A 15796-nucleotide genomic window follows, 5' to 3' on the forward strand; every position below is an offset into this window, starting at 1 on the left:
CATTACTTCCGCCTTGGATGACTGAAAAAAATGTCTGGAATGGATACGCGGACGGCGACGATCGCCGTGCTGGTGGAAAACGAGGCGGGCGTGCTGGCCCGCGTGATCGGCCTGTTCTCGGGCCGCGGCTACAACATTGACAGCCTGACCGTGGCGCCGGTGGACGACGAGGGGCGGCTGTCGCGCATCACCGTCGTGACCTCCGGCACCGAGATGGTGATCGAGCAGATCAAGGCGCAACTCGACCGGCTGGTGCCCGTGCACAAGGTGGCGGATTTGACGGTGGAAGGCCCGCACCTCGTGCGCGAGCTGGCGCTGATCAAGGTGGTGGGCACGGGTGACCATCGCGTCGAGGCGCTGCGGCTGGCCGATGCCTTCCGCGCCCGCGTGGTGGACGCCACCACGGAGAGCTTCGTCTTTGAGATGACCGGCAATGCCGACAAGATCGACGCCTTCTGCGCGCTGATGCGCCCGCTGGGGCTGGCTGAGATTTGCCGGACCGGGGCGGTTGCCATCGCCCGCGGCACGCGGCAGATGGCGCTGTGACGTCCAGTTCAAGACTATAACCACAGGAGTGCGCGAGAGATGCGCGTCTATTACGACCGTGATGCCGATGTGAACCTGATCAAGGCGAAGAAGGTCGCCGTGATCGGCTTCGGCTCCCAGGGCCATGCCCATGCCATGAACATGCGCGACAGCGGCGTCACCGACGTTGTCATCGGGCTGCGCCCGGGCGGTTCCGCGAAGAAGGCCGAGGCCGCGGGCTTCAAGGTCATGTCGCCGGCCGATGCGGCCAAGTGGGCCGACATCGTCATGATCCTGACCCCCGACGAGGGCCAGGGCGACCTCTACCGCGACCACCTGCACGACAACCTGAAGCCCGGTGCCGCCATCGCCTTCGCGCATGGCCTGAACGTGCACTTCAACCTGCTCGATCCGCGCGCCGATCTCGACGTGTTCATGATCGCGCCCAAGGGCCCCGGCCACACGGTGCGTTCGGAATACCAGAAGGGCGGCGGCGTGCCCTGCCTGGTGGCCGTGGCGCAAAACCCCTCGGGCAATGTGCTCGAAATCGCGCTCTCCTACGCCAGCGCCATCGGCGGCGGGCGTTCGGGCGTGATCGAGACCACCTTCAAGGAAGAGTGCGAGACCGACCTCTTCGGCGAGCAGGTGGTGCTTTGCGGCGGCCTCGTCGAGCTCATCAAGGGTGGCTACGAGACGCTGGTCGAGGCCGGCTACGCCCCCGAGATGGCCTATTTCGAGTGCCTGCACGAGGTGAAGCTCATCGTGGACCTGATCTACGAGGGCGGCATCGCGAACATGAACTACTCCATCTCCAACACGGCCGAGTATGGTGAATACGTCACCGGCCCCCGCATCATCACCGCCGAGACCAAGGCCGAGATGAAGCGCGTGCTGGATGACATCCAGTCGGGCAAGTTCGCGCGTGACTGGATGCTGGAGAACAAGGTGAACCAGGCCAGCTTCAAGGCCACCCGCCGCCGCCTCGCCGAACACTCCATCGAGGAAGTGGGCGAGAAGCTCCGCGGCATGATGCCCTGGATCAAGAAGGGCGCCCTGGTGGACAAGGCGAAGAACTGAGCTGTTCTCGCCCGCCCGCCTCGCCTGTCTGCTGACACCGCGGGGCGGGGTGCGCCTACAGCCGGGGCTGGGTTACGGCCCCTTGCCCCGGCAACGTCTCGATCTCTACCTGCCCGAACATGACACGCCCAACGCGCCCGCTTTGCTTTTCCTGCATGGCGGCGCCTGGGTTTCCGGCAGCCGGGCCGACTATGGCTTCGTGGGCGTGACGCTCGCACGGCGCGGCATCGTGGTTGCCATCGCCGACTACCGGCTCTGGCCCAAAGTGGCCCACCCTGGCTTTGTGGAAGATGCGGCGCTGGCGGCGCGCTGGGTGGCCACGCGCCACGGCGGTGTGACCGTCATGGGCCATTCCGCCGGCGCCTTCCTGGCCGCCTGCATCGCCCTCGATCCGCGCTGGGGCGTGCGGGAGCAGATGCGCGGCTTCATCGGCATCTCAGGCCCCTATGATTTCGGCGCCCATGAGGTGACGCCGCCCGCCATCTTCGCGGGGCTGGAGCGCATCCAGGCCGCCCCCGTGCCGCTGGAAGGCGCGCCGCCCCTGCTGCTGCTGCACGGCGCGCGCGACACCACGGTGGGCCCCTACCATTCCGAAATCCTGGCCGAACGGGCGCGGCAGGCGGGAGTGCCGGTGCGCCACGTCGTCTGGCCCCGGCTTTCGCACATCGACATCATGGCGGGCTTCACCCCCGCCGCGCGCTGGCTCCGCATGGGCGAACCGGCGGTGGTGGACGAAATCGCCGCTTTTCTTGGCCTTGCCGAGGCGGCTGATTCACGCCTCCGGTGAGGCCACCGGAGGCGATCAGACGCCATCCGGTGCCAGCACATCCCCCGGCCGGATGACGCCACCCCGCAGGATGATGCAGTTCAGCCCCGAACGGTTGGTCAGCGGCTTGAACAGCCGCCGCCCCAGCAGGTCATCGAGATACTGGCAGGGCACGTTCAGCCTGATCCCCTCCAGCACCGCCTCCCCCACCCGGAAGCGCTGGCCGACCAGGTGGTTCAGCGGCACGCCCCGCACCGTCAGGTTCCGGCGGTGCTCATGCGGCGCCAGTTCCAGCGCGTGGTCGCGCGCCAGGGCCTCCAGCGTCTCCACCTCGATCAGCGTCACCTGGCGTTCGCGCTGCGGCTTGGGGCTGTAGGTGCCGGTGCCGAGCAAATAGCGGTCGCCCTCGATGCCCTGCCCCTCCAGCAGCCGCGCCTCGGGCAGCGCCTCCATGGGCGCGCCGCCGCGCGGGGCGATGTGGATGTGGAGCAGCGTGCCGGACCATGTCATGCGCCCAGGCTGTGCGCCCCGGCGCCGGCGGTCAAGGCAGGGCGGGCCGCACCATCTCCACCGCCACCGCCTGGCCCAGCGCCATGTCGGCCGCCACGCGCGAGGCGATGCCCGCCACCGCCCAGCCAGCCCCCTGCCGCACCAGGAGCGGGGCGCCCGAGGCCCCGCGCGTGCCCGCGCAGTCATGCAGCAGCAGCCCGCCCCGCAGGTCCAGCAGCCGGCAGCCGGTATCGGCCAGGAGCACCTCTGGCTGGTCCTGCTGGTAGCCGCCCAGCACCAGCGGCGTGCGCGGCGCGGCGGGCCGGTCCAGCAGCGGCAGGGCCACGCCCCGCATGGGCTGGGCCAGCGTCAGGATGGCCCAATCCTCCCGCCCCGGCCCGCGCAGCGCGGGGTCATAGCCTGGCCCCGTCTGGTAGCCGATGACGCTGCCGCGCGCGCGGAAGCGGCCGCGCTCATAGCCCAGCAGGAAGCTCACGCCGCGCGGATGGGTGAAGTCGCCGGTGCGGACCAGCAGCAGGCAATGGGCCGCGGTCAGCACCCGGTCGGGCGCGATCAACGTGCCGGTGCAGCGCCCGCCCCCCTGGGTCTGCACCACGCCGATGGAGGTCCAGGGCGCCTCGCCCATCGAGACGGGCGCGCGAGGATCGAAGCTGCCGATACCCGGCAGCGGCACCGCCTGCGGCACGCCGCCCGGCGCGGGGGATTTCGTCTGGGCGTAGGCGGGGCCGGCCAGCAGCAGGGCCAGCAGGGCAAGGGCCGTCCGTCTCATCGCAGCATCTCCTCCACCCATTGCGGTACCAGCCGCCGGGCGGGCCATGGCGCGTTTCGTGGAAGATGGAGGCGCCGTCGGAAGCGTCCAGGTTGATCTCCAGCGTGCGCGCCCGCCCACGCACGGAAGCCGCGAAACCCGCCGCCGGCCAGACCCGGCCCGAAGTGCCGATGGAAACGAACATGTCGCACGCGTCCAGCGCCGCCTCGATGCGCTCCATCCCCAGCGGGATCTCGCCGAACCAGACCACATGCGGCCGCAGCCGGCCCATGGCGCCGCAGGCGGGGCAGGCGCTGGCAAGCGTGATGTCGTCCTGCCAAGGGCTATCCGCTCTGCATTCCAGGCATCGGGCGCGGCGCAGCTCCCCATGCATGTGGTGCAGGCGGCGGGTGCCCGCGCGTTCGTGCAGGTCATCCACATTCTGCGTGACCAGCAGGAAATCGCCACGGGTCCAGGCGGCGTCGAGCCGGGCCAGGGCCTCATGCGCTGGGTTGGGCGCCACATTCCGAAGCTGCGCCCGCCTGGCATTGTAGAAGCCCTGCACATGGTCAGGGTCGGCGGCGAAGGCCTCGGGCGTTGCCACCTCCTCCAGCCGCACCCGGGACCAGATGCCCCCCAGGTCGCGGAAGGTGGCGAGCCCGCTTTCGGCCGAAATGCCGGCTCCGGTGAGGATGACGAGGTTCATGCCCGCCATCCTGCACCCATTCGGGCCGCGTGTCTGGCGCGGCCCGATTCAGACCTCCAGGCCAAGCGGCCCTTCGGTCATCGGGCGCGTGCGCGACCCCTCAATGGCCGTGCCCGCGCGCCCCCGCCGCCTGGACGCGAAGCTGCACGGTCACCTCGCCCGCCGCGGCGAAGCGCAGCGTGACGGGGACGGTCTCGCCCGCCACCAGGGTCCGGTTCAGCCCCATGAACATCAGGTGCAGCCCACCCGGCTGGAGGGTGGCGCTGCCGCCCGCCGGAACCGGAATGTCCTCCACCGGGCGCATCCGCATCACGTCGCCGTCGCGCAGATGGGTGTGCAGCTCCACGCGCCCCGCAACGGGCGAGGTGGCGGAAACCAGCCGGTCCGCCACCGTGCCGGTGTTGCGGATGGTCATGAAGCCCGCGCCCTGGCGGCCTTCCAGCGCGGCGCGGGTCCAGGGTGCCTCGACGCGGAGCGGGCCGAGGCTGGTGGCGCCGTGCTGGTGCTGGACCGGCTGCACCTGGCCCTGGTGGTGGTGGGCCTGCGCCGCCACGGGCAGCAGCGGCAGGGCGCCCAGAAGAATGCGGCGATGGATCATGTCGAAGGCTCCTCTTGCGGGGAAGTGTTGGGGATGTGGCGGGCCGCCTGGGCCGCTCGCGCCTCGATGCGGCCCGCGATGCGCGCCAGCGCCGGCGCTTGGCGCACGGCGACCACGGGGTCGCCCTCGGTGCAGCCGCGGCGCAGCGTGGCGAGGCCGGCGACGAGCGTCGCCGCCTCCTCCGCGCTGGCGCGCGGCAGGGCGGCGGCGATGGCCACCTCCGCCCCTTCCGCCGCGGCCTGGCAGATCTCGGTCATGGCGCGCTCCATCTCCTCCGGGTCGCAGGCCCAAACGGCGATGGGGGCGGCGATCAGCCCCAGCGCCAGCAGCGCGCCCTTCATGGCGCGGCCCCCAGCCGCAGGGTGGGCGCGGGGCTGCGCGGGCGGGCCTGGCCGGCCGTCGCCACCTCCACCCAGTCATGCCGCGCGTCATTGGCGCAAAGCTGCGCCACGGGGAAGAGCAGCGTCTCACCCGGGCGGTTGGGGGTGCGGATCATCACGACGAACTCCTCGAAGAAGGGGTCGGGCAGGTTGCCGCCGCTCCAGGCGATGAAGCTGGGCGCCTCGCGGACCAGCCCATGGCCGCCGGCCACGGGCCGTTCCAGCGGGCGCATCCGCACGGTCAGCTCCCAGCCCGGCTTGGGGCTGGGGCGGGCGGAGGTGATGCCCTCGGGCAGCGTCACCTCGATGGCGGTGGTGGGCTGCCCCGCGCAGCCATGCGGCACGCGGAAGGCGATGCGCTGGAAGCTGTTGGGGGCGGCCTCCGGCGGATCAATGGTGACATGGGCCCCGGCGGGCGCGCTGGCCAGCAGGAGCAGGGCGAGAAGCTTTCGCATGATGTGTCTCTCTCCTGCGGGTCAGAAGCGGAAGGTGGTGCCGGCAAAGACGGCGCGGCCGAAGCCGGGTTCGAACAGGGCGGAGCTGGCCGTCGCCACCGGCGTGACCGAGGCCGAGCTGATGTAGCGGCGGTCCAGCAGGTTGCGGCCCTCGACGAAGACGGAGATGCCGCGCTCGGGCAGTTCGAAGCCCGCCCGCAGGCCCATCAGCGCGTAGCTATTGGTGCGCGTGGTGTTGGCGTTGTCCACGAAGAGGCCTTCCGGCACGTAGTCCACATTGGGCGCCACCCACCAGCCGGCGGGGTGGTTGTAGCGCGCCTCGGCCCGCAGCACGTGGCGGGGCACGCCGGGCAGGCGGTTGTCGCGGAAGGTCGGGTCGCCGTCGAAGCGGAAATCGCTGAAGCTGTAGGCGCCGCGCAGCACGACACTGTCCTGCGCCGTGACCAGGCTTTGCGCCGCGCGCCAGGTGGCGGCCAGCTCCGCGCCCTGGTGGATGGTGCGGCCGGCATTCATGGCGAAGCTCGACCCGGCCGTGGGGCCCTGGAAGAGCTGGATCTCGTTCCGCAGCCAGGCGTGCCAGATGGCGGCCTCGATGTTGACCGGGCCCACCTCGCCCCGCACGCCCAGCTCGATGGTGGTGGCGCGCTGGGGCTTCAGCAGTTGGAAGCCGCCCAGCGGCACCAGCGACACGAGGTCCGACAGCGTCGGCGGCTCGGTGGACCAGGTCACATTGCCATAGGCCTGCAGCCCCGGCGTCGCCTGCCACAGCACGCCCAGGCGCGGGTTGGCGAAGGACCAGTCGCCGGACCCGCTCAGCGCGGGGTTCAGGCGGTTGGAACTCTCCCGCCGCGCCTGCCCGCCCGAGATGCCCGTGACCAGCGCCAGGTTGTCCAGCACATAGAGGCTGTTCTCGACATAGGCGTCGAGGGTGGTGGCCGTCTCCCGCGCCGAGAAGGTCAGCGCCCCGCGCCGCCCGGACAGGTTCACGAAGCGGCGATTGTCCACATCGCCCATGGCCGCGTTCACCCCCATGACCACGCGGTTGCGAAGCCCGCCCAGCCGGCCATCCAGCGTCACCCGCGCGAAGAGGTTCACGTCGTCGTTGCGGTTGTCGATCACCTGGAAGATCGGGTGGTCGAGGCGCCGATGCACGTAGCTGCCGCCGAATTCGAGCAAGCCCCCCTCGCCCAGCCGCACGGCGGTGCGTGAGCCCAGGCGCAGGCTCTCGATGTTGCGGGCATAGCGCAGCGCCACATTGGCCGCCGCCGCCTGGCGCGGGTTGGACAGCGCGGCCGCGCGGGTCAGCGAGCCCGGGATGTCCTGCCGGATGGAGTTGTAGGTGAAGAAGAGGCGCGTCTCGATGTCGTCATTCACGCGCCAGCCCAGGTTCATGTTCACCCGGGCGCTGTCGCCGCCGCTGTTGCGCCGGTAGCCATCCTGCCGCGCGCCGGTGATGCTGATGGCGCCGTCGAAGGGCCCGGACACCACCCCATGGGCGAGTTGCCCGCGGAACAGGCCGAAGCTGCCCGCCTCCAGCCGGACCATGGAGCCCTGGCGGTCCCGCCCCGTCGGCGTCACGAAGTTGATGGCCCCGCCCAGTGTGTTGGCGCCCAGCGCGAAGGCATTGCCGCCGCGAAAGACCTCGACCCGCTGGAAGGTGAGCGGGTCCAGCTCCTGGAAATCACCGCTGCCATCGGCCTGGTTCACCGGGATGCCGTCCTGGGTGAGACGCACCCCCCGCAGATGGAAGCCGCGCGCGACGCCGGAGCCGCGGATGGAGAGGCGCGAATCCTCGCCCCATTTGGGCTGGGTGAAGACGCCGGGGACGAATTCCAGCACATCGCGCAGCGTGGTGGCGCCGGCGCGGTCCTGGAAATCGCTGGCGGGGACCACGGTGTTGTTGCCGGGGCTGAGCCATGCGCGCAGCCGCGCCTGCTCATTGGTGGGCACGGTGAGCGAGGGTGCGGGGGCCGTGACCAGCACGGAGGGCAGCTCGGCGGGAGCCTGCGCCCAGGCGGGAGCGGCGAGAACAACAAGCGGTGCGGCCCAGCAGGCGCGCGGCACGACGGACATGAGGGAATTTCCCGAAATGACGTGAACGAGAATCCGCGCGGGATCACCGCGCGGAGGGCGTGTTCAGGCCAGGACGGGCGGTGCGCGGGTGCTGTAGGGCGGCGCGCGGGCGCGCGGCGCCGGCAGGGCGGTGCCGGTCAGGGAAAAGCCGGGGGCGGCGGCGAACACAACCGGCTCCGACACCGCCGGCGCCGCCGGCAGCACCACGCCGGGCAGGCCGGCGCAGACGGGGCAGACGCCGGAACCGGCCTCGGCCGGCGCCTCCATGGGCTGGCCTTCATGGTCCAGCAGCGCGAGGCGCTTGCCCTCGATGGTGCAGATCTCGACCAGCAGGCCATGGGCGGCGCCCAGGCCGCGCAGGCAATGCGCGGCACCCACCCCGGCCTGCATGAACAGGACGAAGGCGAAGGCCAGGCAGCTCAGGCGGCGGAAGGCTCCCACATGGGAGGGTCTAGGCCAGGGGCGCGCCACACTCAAGCTGCCCCCCGGGCGACCCCCTTGGGCGGCCCCCTCAGGCGGCCAGCATGTATTCCACCTCGGGCGTATAGACCGCCATCTCCTTGCCCAGCCGTGAGGAGAAGAGCACGAAATGCTCCACCATCACGGGCTCGGTGCGGAACAGGTTGTGCGCCTGGACGAAGCCCGCGAGCTTGTCGATGGGCACGAGGTCGGTCCGGGCCAGGGTCACATGGGGCGTGAAGCGGCGCTTCTCGGCCGGCAGGCCCGCGCGTTGCAGCGCCGTCTCGATCTTGGCCTGGAGGTGGGCAAGGCCCGGCGTGCGCTCCGCCACCGCGTGCAGCGACTGGACGCGGCCGGCCTTCTCGAAGGTACCAAGGCCCTGCAGACGCAGTTCGAAGGGCTTGGCGCGGATGGCGGCGAGTGCGAGGTCCACCTCCTCCGCCTCGATGGAGGTGACATTGCCGATGAAGCGCAGCGTAAGGTGGTAGTTGGCCGGCGGCACCCAGCGCACGCCGGGCAAGCCGCCCACCATCAGGGCCAGGCTGTCGCGCACCGCCTCCGGAAGTTCGAGAGCGACGAAGAGACGCATGGGCACCCCCTTCCGGATTCGTCCGCTTTCGCCCCCACTGGGAGGGCGATTCACACCCTGGCCGATTCCAGCCAGGGTGATCGCGCACCTATCCTGCCGGGGCGGCAGCCACCCGGTCCAGCAGTTGTTCCGTGACAGGCAGGATCTCCGCGATCATCTGCTCAACGCCCCGCGCATTGGGATGGATGCCGTCGGCCTGGTTCAGCGCCCGCTCGCCCGCCACGCCCTCCAGGAAGAAGGGCATGAACAGCATGTTCGGCCGGCGCCGGGCGGCCTCGGTGAAGACGGCGAAGAACTCCCGCCCGTAATCGGCGCCCAGATTGGGCGGCGCCTGCATGCCGGCCAGCAGGGTGGGGATGTTGCGCGCCTCCAGCCGGTCCAGGATGGAATTCAGCGCCTCCGCCATGCGCCCCACTGGCAGCCCGCGCAGCCCGTCATTGCCGCCGAGTGCCACGATGGCCGCCTGGGGCCGATCGGCCAGCGCCCAGTCCAGCCGCGCGGCCCCGCCGGCCATGGTGTCGCCCGAGACGCCGCCATCCAGCACCCGCACCTGACGGCCGCGCGCGTTCAGCGCCGCCTCCAGCCGAGGCACGAAGCCCTCGCCGCGCGGCAGGCCGTAGCCCGCGGTCAGGCTGTCGCCCAGCGCCAGCAGCCGCACCGGCTCCCGCGCGGCGGCCTGACGCAGGCCGACACCCAAGGTTGCGGAAAGCAACAAACCCTTTTGCAGCGCAGCGCGGCGCCCATATCGCAAGGTGATGGACAAGCAGCAAACCCCTTCGCCGTTGATCGCGGCCCATGATCTCCGCTTCGAGGTGGGGGCCGCCGCCGGGCGGGTCAACATCCTGCGCGGGGTGAGCCTCTCGGTCGCGGAGGGCGAGGCGGTGGCGATCGTGGGCCCCTCGGGCTCCGGCAAGACCTCGCTGATGATGCTGCTGGCGGGGCTGGAACGCGCCACGGCCGGCCGCCTCACCGTGGCGGGGCGTGACCTCTCGGCCCTGGACGAGGACGCCCTGGCCCGCTTCCGGCGCGAGGAGGTGGGCATCGTCTTCCAGTCCTTCCACCTGGTGCCCACCATGACGGCGCTGGAGAATGTGGCCATCCCGCTGGAATTCGCGGGCGACCCGGACGCCTTCACGAAGGCGGAGGCGGCGCTCGGCTCGGTCGGCCTCGGCCACCGCATTGGCCACTACCCCGGCCAGCTCTCGGGCGGCGAGCAGCAGCGCGTGGCGCTGGCCCGCGCCTTCGTGGCCACCCCCCGGCTGATCCTGGCCGACGAGCCCACGGGCAACCTGGACCGCGCCACCGGCAACCTGGTGATGGACCTGCTCTTCGACCTGCGGGAGCGACACGGCACCACCCTGTTGCTGATCACCCATGACCCCCTGCTGGCCGCACGCTGCGCCCGGCAGATCCATGTGGCCGATGGGCGCATCGAGCGCGACACGGCCGAACTCCCGCTGGCTGCGGAATAGCCATGCGCGATGTGATGATGGGGCTGCGCCTCGCTCGGCGGGAATTGCGCGGGGGTGCCCGCGGACTGTGGCTGGTGCTGGCCTGCCTCGCCCTGGGTGTGGCGGCCATCGCGGCCGTGGGCACGCTGCGCGCGGGTATCCAGGCCGGGTTGCAGGCGGATGGCGCGCGCATCCTGGGCGGCGACCTCGAAATCCGCGGCGGCTACCAGCCGGTGGATTCCGCCACCCTCGAATGGGTGCGGGCGCGGGGTGCCACCATCAGCGAGGTGCGGATGCTGCGCGCCATGCTGGTGGCTCCCTCGGGCGAGCGCAGCCTCGTGGAGCTCAAGGCCGCCGATGGCCTCTACCCCCTTTTCGGCGAGCTGCGGCTGGACCCGGCGGTGCCGCTTTCAGGCGCTGTGGTGGTGGCCGAACCCGCTGTGGCCGACCGCCTGGGCCTCACCACCGGTGACGCGGTGCGCCTGGGCGAGGCGCAATTCACCTTCGCCGCGCGCATCACGGAGGAACCGGACCGCGTCGCCACCCCCACCGTCTTCGGCCCGCGCGCCATCATTCCGCTGGACCAACTGGCGGCCACGGGGCTGGCGCAGCCGGGCAGCCTGATCAGCCACGAATACCGCATCCGCCTGCCCGAGGGTGTCTCGGCGCGGGCCTTCGGCAATGACCTCCGCGCGGCCTTCCCCTCCGCCCCCTGGCGCGTCCGCCTCGCCGAACAGGCCGAGCCGGGGGTGAACCGCTTCCTCGACCGCGCCGCCTCATTCCTGACCTTGGCGGGGCTTACGGCGCTGCTGGTGGGCGGCATCGGCGTGGCGACGGGCGTGCGCGCCTGGCTCGACGCACGGGCGCGCACCATCGCCACCCTGCGCTGCATGGGCGCGCCGAGCACGGCCATCTTCTCGGCCTATCTGTTCCAGGTGCTGGCGCTCTCCACCGTGGGCATCCTGTTCGGCCTGCTGGCCGGCTGGGGCCTCACCTTCCTGGCCGCGCAATTGCTGGCGGGAGCGCTGCCCGTGCCGCCGCGCATGGGCTTCTATCCGGCGCCGCTGGGGCTGGCCGCCCTCTATGGGCTGTTGACGGCGCTGACCTTTGCCCTCTGGCCGCTCGGCCGCGCGGGGCGCATCCCGGGCGCGGCCCTGTTTCGTGACATGTTCCGCACCGAGGCCCGCCGCCCCGGCTGGCGCGTCATGGCGCTGAACGCGCTGACCGCCGCCGCCCTGGTGGCGCTGGTGATCCTGACCGCCGAACAGCCCTTCTTCGCCATGGCCTTCTGCGCCGGCGCGGCGGTGGCGCTGGTGCTCTTCCGCCTGGGTGCGGCGGTGCTGATGTGGGGGGCGAAGCGGTTGTCGCACATCCGCCGGCCCGCCATCCGGCTGGGGCTGGCCAATCTGCACCGGCCGGGGGCAGCCACGCCCATCATGCTGGTGGCGCTGGGGCTCGGGCTGACCACGCTCGCCGCCATCGCGCAGATCGAAGGCAATCTGCGCGCCGCCATCGGCAATGAGATGCCCAACCGGGCGCCCAATTTCTTCTTCATCGACATCCAGCCCGACCAGGTGCGCGACTTCGACCGCCTGGCCCGTGAAACCCCCGGCGTGGAGGAAGTCCGCCGGGTCGCCAGCCTGCGCGCCCGCATCAGCGCCGTGCGCGGCATCCCGGCCGAGGAATACCAGACCACCCCCGACACCGCCTGGGCGCTGCGCGGCGAGCGCGGCCTGACCTACACGGCCGAGATGCCCGAGGGCACGCGGCTGGTCGAGGGCCAGTGGTGGGCGCCCGACCACTCCGGGCCCACCTTGCTCTCCTTCGACGCCAATCTCGCGCGCGGCTGGGGGGTGGGCATCGGCGACACCATCACGGTGAACGTGCTGGGGCGCGAGGTGGAGATGACCATCGCGAACCTGCGCCAGGTGGAATGGCGCAGCCTGGCCATGAACTTCACACTGGTGGCCTCCCCCGGCTTGCTCTCGGCCGCCCCCCACACCCATATCGCGACGGTGCGGGGTGACCCGGCGCAGGATGGGCTGCTGCTGCGGCGCATCACGGACGCGTTGCCCAATGTCTCGGGCGTGCGGGTGCGCGATGCGCTGGCCCAGGTGGCGGAGCTGCTGGGGCGAATCGCCACCGCGCTGACGGCCACGGGCTCCGTGACCTTGCTGGCCGGCGCCCTGGTGCTGGCGGGCGCCGTGGCCGCCGGGCAACGCCGCCGCGTGCGCGAGGCGGTGGTGCTCAAGACCGTCGGCGCCACGCGCGGCCAGATCCGCCGGGCCTTCCTGGTGGAGTTCGGGGCGCTCGGCGCCTTCGCGGGGCTGCTGGCCGCCGCGGCGGGCACGGCGGCCGCCTGGGGCGTGGTGCGGGGCATCATGCGGCAGGAATGGCTCTTCCTGCCCGGCACCCTGGCCTTGACGGTTCTGGGCTGCATGGTTCTGGTATTGGCCTTCGGCTATGCCGGCACCGCGCTGGCGCTGCGCGCCCGCCCTGGCCCGCTGCTGCGGAACGACTAGATCGCACCGCAGCGTAACGAAGGGTTGAGGGCGTGAAATGGCGTTGAATTCGGATTACAGCCGGTCCATATAGCGGCATGACGGGCATCGCCCGATTCAGGAGGACACTTTACCCATGGCACTCCAACCCCAATCTCGGTGGACTCAGCCGCAGCAAGGCTGGGGCCGCGCCGGCGCGCTCGATCAGGCGGTCCTCGACGAGGGGCTGCGCAGCTACATGCTCCGCGTCTTCAACTGGATGGCGTCGGGCCTGCTGCTCACGGCCATCGTGGCCTATCTGATCGCGAGCACGCCTGCCGTCGCCGAACTCTTCTACACCACGGTCCGCACGCCGCGGGGGCTGGCCACCGCGCCGACCATCCTCGGCTGGATCGCGATGTTCTCGCCGCTGGCCTTTGTCCTCGCCCTCTCCTTCGGCATCAACCGGATGAGCAAGACGACGGCGCAGGCGCTGTTCTGGGTGTTCGCCGCCGTGATGGGCGCGAGCATGTCGAACATCTTCGTCATCTACACGTCGTCCTCGATCGCGAGCACCTTCTTCGCCACCTCGGCGATGTTCGCGGCGATGAGCCTGATCGGCTACACGACGAAGCGTGACCTGACGAAGCTGGGCAGCTTCATGATGATGGGCCTCATCGGCATCATCATCGCGATGGTGGTGAACATCTTCCTCGCCTCGCCGGCGATCGCCTTCATCGTCTCGATCCTGGGCGTCGTCATCTTCTGCGGCCTGACGATGTGGGACACGCAGCGGATCAAGAATGACTACATCGAACACGCCTATGCCGAGGGCTCGGAGATGGCGGGCAAGCGCAGCGTGATGGACGCGCTGGGCCTCTACCTGAACTTCATCAACCTGTTCCAGTTCCTGCTGCAGTTCATGGGCATGCGGAACCAGGAGTAGTCTCTTCCCCTATCGGGGGACCATCGGGCCCGGCGGAGCGATCCGCCGGGCCTTTTTGCTGTTCAGGGGTCGGCGAGCGTGACCACCTCGGTGCCTTCCTCGATGGAATCACCCGCCGCGCAGCCCAGATGCGCCACCACCCCGTCGCGCGGGGCGGTGATCTTGATCTCGGTCTTCATGGCCTCCAGCACCGCCAGCAATTGCCCGCGCGTCACGGCATCGCCGGGCGCCACCAGCATCTGCACCACCCGGCCCGGAATGGGCGCGGCAAGGCGACTTTCCGATGCCCCGCCCTCCTCGACCGGCGCGTAGGGGTCGCGGCGATGCAGCCGCCAGGCTTCGCCGCCGAGGCGCAGTGTGACCCCGTCCTCCTCGGGCTGGAGGATGAAGGCACTCAGCCGGTCGCCCTCGCCCAGGGCCAGGCGACCGTCTTGCAGCGTGATGGTGATGTGGCGGGGCGCCTCGCCCTCCACCTCGGCCTCGAAGCCATCGGCACGCCAGCGCAGCATCACGCGCCGCGGGGCCACGCCATCTTCCCAAAGCGAGACCGTCTCCGCCCCGCCCTGCAGACGCCAGCCGGCGGCCTGGGCCCAGGGTGTGGCCTGCGCCGCGCGCTGCCGCGCCAGCATGGCCTCGCCCGCCGCCGCTGCGATCAGCACCTTTGGCGGCGCAGCCACGGGCAGGGCCAGCAGCGCCTCGCCATGTCGGGCGATGAAACCGGTGTCGAGTTCGGCGGCCCGCAGCGCCTCGGTGCCCAGCAGGCGCCGGAGGAAGCGCAGGTTGTTGCCCAGCCCCTCCACCTCCAGCGCCGCCAGCGCCTGGGCGAGGCGCAGCAGCGCCGCCCCCCGGTCCGGGCCCCAGGCGATGAGCTTCGCCAGCATGGGGTCATAGAAGGGCGTCACGCTGTCGCCGGCCGTGAAGCCCGTGTCCATCCGCACATCGGCGCCGAGGCTGGGGAGGGACAGTTTGCGCAGCCGCCCGGTGGCGGGCCGGAAGTTGTGTTCGGGCTCCTCGGCGTAGAGGCGCACCTCCACCGCGTGGCCATGCGGCACGGGGGGCCAGGCTGCCGGCAGGTGTTCCCCGGCGGCCACGCGCAACTGCCACTCCACCAGATCGAGGCCCGTCACCATCTCCGTGACCGGATGCTCCACCTGCAGGCGGGTGTTCATCTCCAGGAAGAAGGCGTCCTCCCCCTCCACCACGAACTCCACCGTGCCGGCATTCACATAGCCCACGGCGGCGGCGGCGTTCACCGCGGCCTCGTGCAGCCGCGCGCGCAGGGCGTCCGAGAGCGCGGGGGCCGGCGCCTCCTCCAGCACCTTCTGGTGGCGGCGCTGGATGGAGCAATCGCGCGTGTGCAGGTGGACGATGCGGCCATGGGTGTCGCCCATGACCTGCACCTCCACATGGCGCGGCTTGGTGAGGTATTTCTCGATCAGCACGCGATCATCGCCGAAGGCGGCCAGCGCCTCGCGCCGCGCGCCTTCCAGTTCGCGCGCAAAGTCGGCGGCGTCATACACGGGGCGCATCCCCTTCCCGCCCCCGCCGGCGCTGGCCTTGATCAACACGGGGAAGCCTATGCGCTGTGCTTCCTCCGCCAGTAGGTCGTCGTGCTGCGCCTGCCCGTGATAGCCGGGCACGGTGGGCACGCCGGCCGCCACCATCAGACGCTTGCTCTCGGCCTTGCTGCCCATGGCGCGGATGGCGTGGGGCGTGGGGCCGATGAAGGCGATGCCGGCCTGGGCGCAGGCTTCGGCGAACTCCGCGTTCTCCGAAAGGAAGCCGTAGCCTGGATGGATGGCCTCGGCGCCGCTGGCCCGGGCCACCTCCAGGATGGCCTCGGCGCGCAGGTAGCTTTCGCGCGCGGGGGCGGGGCCGATAAAATACGCCTCATCCGCCTCGCGCACATGCAGCGCGCGGCGGTCGGCCTCGCTGAAGACGGCGACGGTGGAGATGCCCATGCGGCGGGCGGTGCGCATGATGCGGGCGGCGATCTCGCCGCGATTGGCGATCAGGATCTTGCGGAACATGCG

At 71.1% G+C, this 15796-nt stretch carries 16 protein-coding genes and 1 pseudogene; 6 read left to right on the forward strand and 11 right to left on the reverse strand.

Going from position 1 to position 15796, the window contains the following annotated elements; genetic code table 11:
* Nucleotides 1-30: 30 nt before the first annotated feature.
* The 3 genes from ilvN to GGQ83_RS07915 all read left to right on the forward strand — a co-directional run bounded on the left by ilvN (nucleotide 31) and on the right by GGQ83_RS07915 (nucleotide 2389).
* Entirely contained in the window at nucleotides 31-546 is a 516-nt protein-coding gene (gene ilvN / locus GGQ83_RS07905) for an acetolactate synthase small subunit (RefSeq protein ID WP_184383238.1), read from the forward strand.
* A gap of 39 nt (nucleotides 547-585) precedes the next feature.
* A complete protein-coding gene (ilvC, locus tag GGQ83_RS07910) occupies nucleotides 586-1602 on the forward strand; it encodes a ketol-acid reductoisomerase (protein WP_184383239.1) in 1017 nt (338 codons plus the stop codon).
* Nucleotides 1603-1684: 82 nt separating this feature from the next.
* Nucleotides 1685-2389, forward strand: a complete 705-nt coding sequence (locus tag GGQ83_RS07915) for an alpha/beta hydrolase (RefSeq protein ID WP_184383240.1) — start codon at nucleotides 1685-1687, stop codon at nucleotides 2387-2389.
* Between the two features lie 15 nt (nucleotides 2390-2404).
* On the opposite strand, the gene GGQ83_RS07920 is transcribed toward GGQ83_RS07915, so the two are convergent.
* The 10 genes and pseudogenes from GGQ83_RS07920 to GGQ83_RS07965 all read right to left on the reverse strand — a co-directional run bounded on the left by GGQ83_RS07920 (nucleotide 2405) and on the right by GGQ83_RS07965 (nucleotide 9583).
* Nucleotides 2405-2878 (reverse strand): MOSC domain-containing protein, encoded by a 474-nt coding sequence (locus tag GGQ83_RS07920; protein WP_184383241.1) that lies wholly within the window; start codon nucleotides 2876-2878, stop codon nucleotides 2405-2407.
* A 31-nt stretch (nucleotides 2879-2909) separates the two neighbouring features.
* Nucleotides 2910-3647 (reverse strand): trypsin-like serine peptidase, encoded by a 738-nt coding sequence (locus GGQ83_RS07925; protein ID WP_184383242.1) that lies wholly within the window; start codon nucleotides 3645-3647, stop codon nucleotides 2910-2912.
* A gap of 205 nt (nucleotides 3648-3852) precedes the next feature.
* Nucleotides 3853-4341 (reverse strand): annotated as a pseudogene (locus GGQ83_RS07930) (Sir2 family NAD-dependent protein deacetylase); the annotation flags it as partial.
* A 91-nt stretch (nucleotides 4342-4432) separates the two neighbouring features.
* On the reverse strand, nucleotides 4433-4930 hold the full coding sequence (locus tag GGQ83_RS07935) for a copper chaperone PCu(A)C (RefSeq protein WP_184383243.1): 498 nt from the start codon (nucleotides 4928-4930) through the stop codon (nucleotides 4433-4435).
* The gene (locus GGQ83_RS07940) at nucleotides 4927-5271 is read right to left on the reverse strand and encodes a hypothetical protein (RefSeq protein ID WP_184383244.1); all 345 of its coding nucleotides are present in this window, start codon (nucleotides 5269-5271) and stop codon (nucleotides 4927-4929) included. The genes GGQ83_RS07935 and GGQ83_RS07940 overlap by 4 nt, the downstream gene beginning before the upstream one ends.
* Entirely contained in the window at nucleotides 5268-5765 is a 498-nt protein-coding gene (locus GGQ83_RS07945) for a YcnI family protein (protein WP_184383245.1), read from the reverse strand. Before GGQ83_RS07945 ends, GGQ83_RS07940 begins: the two co-directional genes overlap by 4 nt.
* A 21-nt stretch (nucleotides 5766-5786) precedes the next feature.
* The gene (locus GGQ83_RS07950; RefSeq protein WP_184383246.1) at nucleotides 5787-7838 is read right to left on the reverse strand and encodes a TonB-dependent receptor family protein; all 2052 of its coding nucleotides are present in this window, start codon (nucleotides 7836-7838) and stop codon (nucleotides 5787-5789) included.
* Nucleotides 7839-7901: 63 nt separating this feature from the next.
* Nucleotides 7902-8279: a DUF2946 family protein gene (locus GGQ83_RS07955; RefSeq protein WP_184383247.1), complete on the reverse strand. Its 378-nt coding sequence runs from the start codon at nucleotides 8277-8279 to the stop codon at nucleotides 7902-7904.
* 70 nt (nucleotides 8280-8349) lie between these two features.
* Nucleotides 8350-8886, reverse strand: coding sequence for an RNA 2',3'-cyclic phosphodiesterase (gene thpR, locus GGQ83_RS07960; protein ID WP_184383248.1), 537 nt, complete (start codon nucleotides 8884-8886; stop codon nucleotides 8350-8352).
* Nucleotides 8887-8974: 88 nt separating this feature from the next.
* Nucleotides 8975-9583 carry an arylesterase gene (locus tag GGQ83_RS07965; protein ID WP_242534916.1) on the reverse strand — a complete coding sequence of 203 codons (609 nt, stop codon included), beginning with the start codon at nucleotides 9581-9583 and terminating at the stop codon, nucleotides 8975-8977.
* A gap of 58 nt (nucleotides 9584-9641) precedes the next feature.
* Between GGQ83_RS07965 and GGQ83_RS07970 the strand changes: the two genes are divergently transcribed.
* The 3 genes from GGQ83_RS07970 (at nucleotide 9642) to GGQ83_RS07980 (ending at nucleotide 13763) form a co-directional block, all read left to right on the forward strand.
* Nucleotides 9642-10358, forward strand: a complete 717-nt coding sequence (locus GGQ83_RS07970) for an ABC transporter ATP-binding protein (RefSeq protein WP_184383250.1) — start codon at nucleotides 9642-9644, stop codon at nucleotides 10356-10358.
* A 2-nt stretch (nucleotides 10359-10360) separates the two neighbouring features.
* A complete protein-coding gene (locus tag GGQ83_RS07975) occupies nucleotides 10361-12859 on the forward strand; it encodes an ABC transporter permease (protein WP_184383251.1) in 2499 nt (832 codons plus the stop codon).
* Between the two features lie 115 nt (nucleotides 12860-12974).
* Nucleotides 12975-13763 (forward strand): Bax inhibitor-1/YccA family protein, encoded by a 789-nt coding sequence (locus tag GGQ83_RS07980; protein ID WP_184383252.1) that lies wholly within the window; start codon nucleotides 12975-12977, stop codon nucleotides 13761-13763.
* 62 nt (nucleotides 13764-13825) lie between these two features.
* On the opposite strand, the gene GGQ83_RS07985 is transcribed toward GGQ83_RS07980, so the two are convergent.
* A complete protein-coding gene (locus tag GGQ83_RS07985) occupies nucleotides 13826-15793 on the reverse strand; it encodes an acetyl/propionyl/methylcrotonyl-CoA carboxylase subunit alpha (protein ID WP_184383253.1) in 1968 nt (655 codons plus the stop codon).
* Between the last annotated feature and the right edge of the window lie 3 nt (nucleotides 15794-15796).

The sequence above is a fragment of the Roseococcus suduntuyensis genome (assembly GCF_014196305.1).
In the GTDB taxonomy this organism is placed as follows: Bacteria; Pseudomonadota; Alphaproteobacteria; order Acetobacterales; family Acetobacteraceae; genus Roseococcus; species Roseococcus suduntuyensis.